Below are 2,776 nucleotides of genomic sequence, written 5' to 3'. Positions count from 1 at the left end.
CGAGGACTTCGAACATGCCGACCGCATCGTGATCGACCTCGATCCCGGCGAGGGCGTCGACTGGAATGCCGTCGTGGAGACCGCACTCGATTTGCGCACCCTGATGAAGCGCGAGGGTTTCGAGACCTGGCCCAAGCTCACCGGCGGCAAAGGAATTCATCTGATGGCGCCACTGGATCAGCCGGTGCTGCACGACAAGGCGCATCGGGTCGCGCATCAGCTGGTCTCCGCCCTCGCAGCGCGCCATTCAGACCGCTATCTCCTGTCTGCCCAGGCAACGCGTCGCGATCGCATCTTCCTCGATTATCTGCGCAACGGCCGTGGCACGACCGCGATCGGCACCTATTCCCCGCGAGCCCGAGAGGGATTTCCGATCGCAGCGCCCGTGACCTGGAAGCGCATCGAGAGCGGGATCGCGCCGGACGCCTTCACCATCGACGGTCCGTTCCGCGCCAAACCAAGGAGGTGAGCCATATGTCGGACGCATTCGATCAATGGGTTGAATGGCGCTACAAGCCTCCCGGCGACAGGCGCAGCATTCCCGCCGAACTCTATGCCGCGGTGACGTCGCTGCCTGAAGCCGATCGATCCGACCGGCACAGGGTGAACGAGGCGGTCCGCAGCCATGACACCGCTCGCCGCGAGGGCAGAACCGTATGGCTCTACCTTGATGACTACGAGAACGGCGAGTCGCGCGCAGTGGGCGATGCCGAATGGGTGAAGGTATTTGCATCTGGAGGTGCCGCCGACGCCTGGCTCCAGGACAACGACCCCGAAGGCGTTGCCTGGGAATACGAAATGGAAGGCGCTCCAGTCGAGGGATCCGTGTGGCTCTGCTGGCCCGATCCGGCGTCGAGAGCCATCGGTGAGCCCGATTGGGTCAAGCTTTTTGCCTCGAAGGAGCGCGCGAAAAAATGGCTTGAGGGCAGCGAGCCAAAGCGCGACATTTGGCAGTACCCGGTTCAGGAGTGATGCACATGAGTGCGTTCGTTGACAGCTCCGTCTGGTGCGCTGCGGCCGCCAAGCGGGATGCTCAGAATGAGCGCGCCAAGTCGATCCTTCAGAGCATCGACCAACACCTCACGACGGACTTGGTGCTGGTCGAGACGTGCCAGCTTTTAAAAGCCCAATTTGGCCGCGGCGTGGCGGAAATCTTCTGGGAGCGGCTGCGCGACAGCGGAGCTCGGAGCGAACCCATCGCCCGCGCCAATCTGGATGCGGCTTCGGAGATAGGGGCGCGCTTCGCGGACGAGAGCTTTTCCTTCGTCGACCGGACGAGTTTTGCCCTGATGGAGCGCATGGGGATCACGCGAGCAGCGACCTTCAAGCCGGGCTTCGCAGCGTACCAACCCCGCCGCGGTCGCAAGCGCCCCTTCCAGATTTAGCGAAGGCCACAGCGGCGTCTACATGGGGCTCAGACAAGCGCTTCTTGAACGCCGGTCCGTTCACGTAGATCGTGACGGAAAGTGCCAGACGGTCTTCCCTTACATCCTGGGACACGCCGCGGGGAGGAGCGCGCATTCGCCCTCGTTGTGGACGCGAGTTCGCCCACGAAGCGTCCGGCACAAGCCAAGTGGATCTGCCTTCGGCTGTCGAAGATCGAGGACGTTCGCTTTGCCGATGAGCCCTGGAGCAAGCAGGACTACCCGGGTCCGGTGCAGCGATGTGTCGATCAGGTGCAGTTGGAGGCGAAGCGACTACAACCGAAAAGGGAACGAAGACTCAAGCCGGATTCTTGAGGAACCTGACTTTTTGGCGAAAGTTGTCGGCTTATGAAGCCGGCGAAAACATTCAAACAGCAAGCTCGTGTAGCCGAGAAGGCCGCTCAGGAGACGGCCGACGAATTCGTGTCTCGGCAGATGAAGGCCCTGGCCTCAGGATTCAGAGCGCAGGCCAAAGTTCTGAAGAAGAAAAAGAAGAAGGGCAAAAAGAAGAAGGGCTATGACGAAGAATCTCTTCAAAACCAAGCCGAACCGAGCCGAAGCCCTCGCGGCTCAAACGGCAGACGATGAGCTTCGCGAAGCCCTTCTCAAGGCCGCCCGGGAGTACCGAGAGCAGCTCAACAGCGCGGACCCCAGCGCGCCGACATGAGGAACAAGTCCAGCTCGGTCGGAATTGCCGCTCTGAGCTGTCGGCATCTCTGCCGCCACGGAAAGCCGCGTGGCGTCGACGCTGCTGCGGGACCTTCATCCTTGAGGAGATCAGCATTGAGCGACCGGACGGGCAATGAACCTGCACCCTTAGTACTTATCGGCGTGGCAATCATCCCGATCATTGCGGTATTGGCGTGGTTCGCTTTTTAGGCTGAGCTCTGCCGTGCTCGCTACCGCTTTCAACCCACAGCTGGTGCGCGCGTTCGCGAATGATTTGTTCCAGATTAGACATCGTGCTCCCTTATGTTCGGAGCGGCATTCTGCCGGCAGACGGTTGACGAGAATTCAACTCGTGCAGGGGAACTTGCGACGGGCGCGACATCGCCCGCCAAGCAAGATGTTGGCGCCGGTGATAGGTTCTAACTGATCTATCGATCGCCTCTGCGCGCCACCATCATCAGCAAGCCGCCGATCTGCGGCAACAACGCCAGCAACATCAACCGAAGCATCTCGAAGTCTTCGCCCGTTGGCCGCAACAAGCCGCGCGACGTCCAGACTGTCATTCGGCCTGCAATATTGACCCCCGCATTGCCTCATTCAAAATGTTACTGGAAAACTTCTCGCCGATGATTGGGTCGGTGCCACCGAATTGGTTCGGTGGCCACTATGGCGGGAAAGATCAG

5 protein-coding genes are annotated in these 2,776 nt (G+C 60.7%); 4 read left to right on the top strand and 1 reads right to left on the bottom strand.

Going from position 1 to position 2,776, the window contains the following annotated elements; genetic code table 11:
* The 4 genes from ligD to IVB27_RS19900 all read left to right on the top strand — a co-directional run.
* Positions 1-469, top strand: a 469-nt coding sequence (gene ligD / locus IVB27_RS19915; protein ID WP_524536495.1) for a non-homologous end-joining DNA ligase LigD, incomplete at its 5' end; no start/stop codon positions are given.
* Between the two features lie 5 nt (positions 470-474).
* Positions 475-972, top strand: coding sequence for a hypothetical protein (locus IVB27_RS19910; protein ID WP_247445019.1), 498 nt, complete (start codon positions 475-477; stop codon positions 970-972).
* 5 nt (positions 973-977) lie between these two features.
* Positions 978-1,385, top strand: coding sequence for a type II toxin-antitoxin system VapC family toxin (locus tag IVB27_RS19905; RefSeq protein ID WP_247445018.1), 408 nt, complete (start codon positions 978-980; stop codon positions 1,383-1,385).
* 387 nt (positions 1,386-1,772) lie between these two features.
* Positions 1,773-2,012 carry a hypothetical protein gene (locus IVB27_RS19900; RefSeq protein ID WP_247445017.1) on the top strand — a complete coding sequence of 80 codons (240 nt, stop codon included), beginning with the start codon at positions 1,773-1,775 and terminating at the stop codon, positions 2,010-2,012.
* Positions 2,013-2,271: 259 nt separating this feature from the next.
* Here IVB27_RS19900 and IVB27_RS43655 read toward each other — a convergent pair whose 3' ends face one another.
* Positions 2,272-2,385: a DUF2934 domain-containing protein gene (locus tag IVB27_RS43655; RefSeq protein ID WP_524536494.1), complete on the bottom strand. Its 114-nt coding sequence runs from the start codon at positions 2,383-2,385 to the stop codon at positions 2,272-2,274.
* Positions 2,386-2,776 lie beyond the last annotated feature (391 nt).

The sequence above is a fragment of the Bradyrhizobium sp. 197 genome (genome assembly GCF_023073375.1).
GTDB lineage: Bacteria > Pseudomonadota > Alphaproteobacteria > Rhizobiales > Xanthobacteraceae > Bradyrhizobium.
This window is presented reverse-complemented; position numbering and strand designations above follow the sequence as displayed.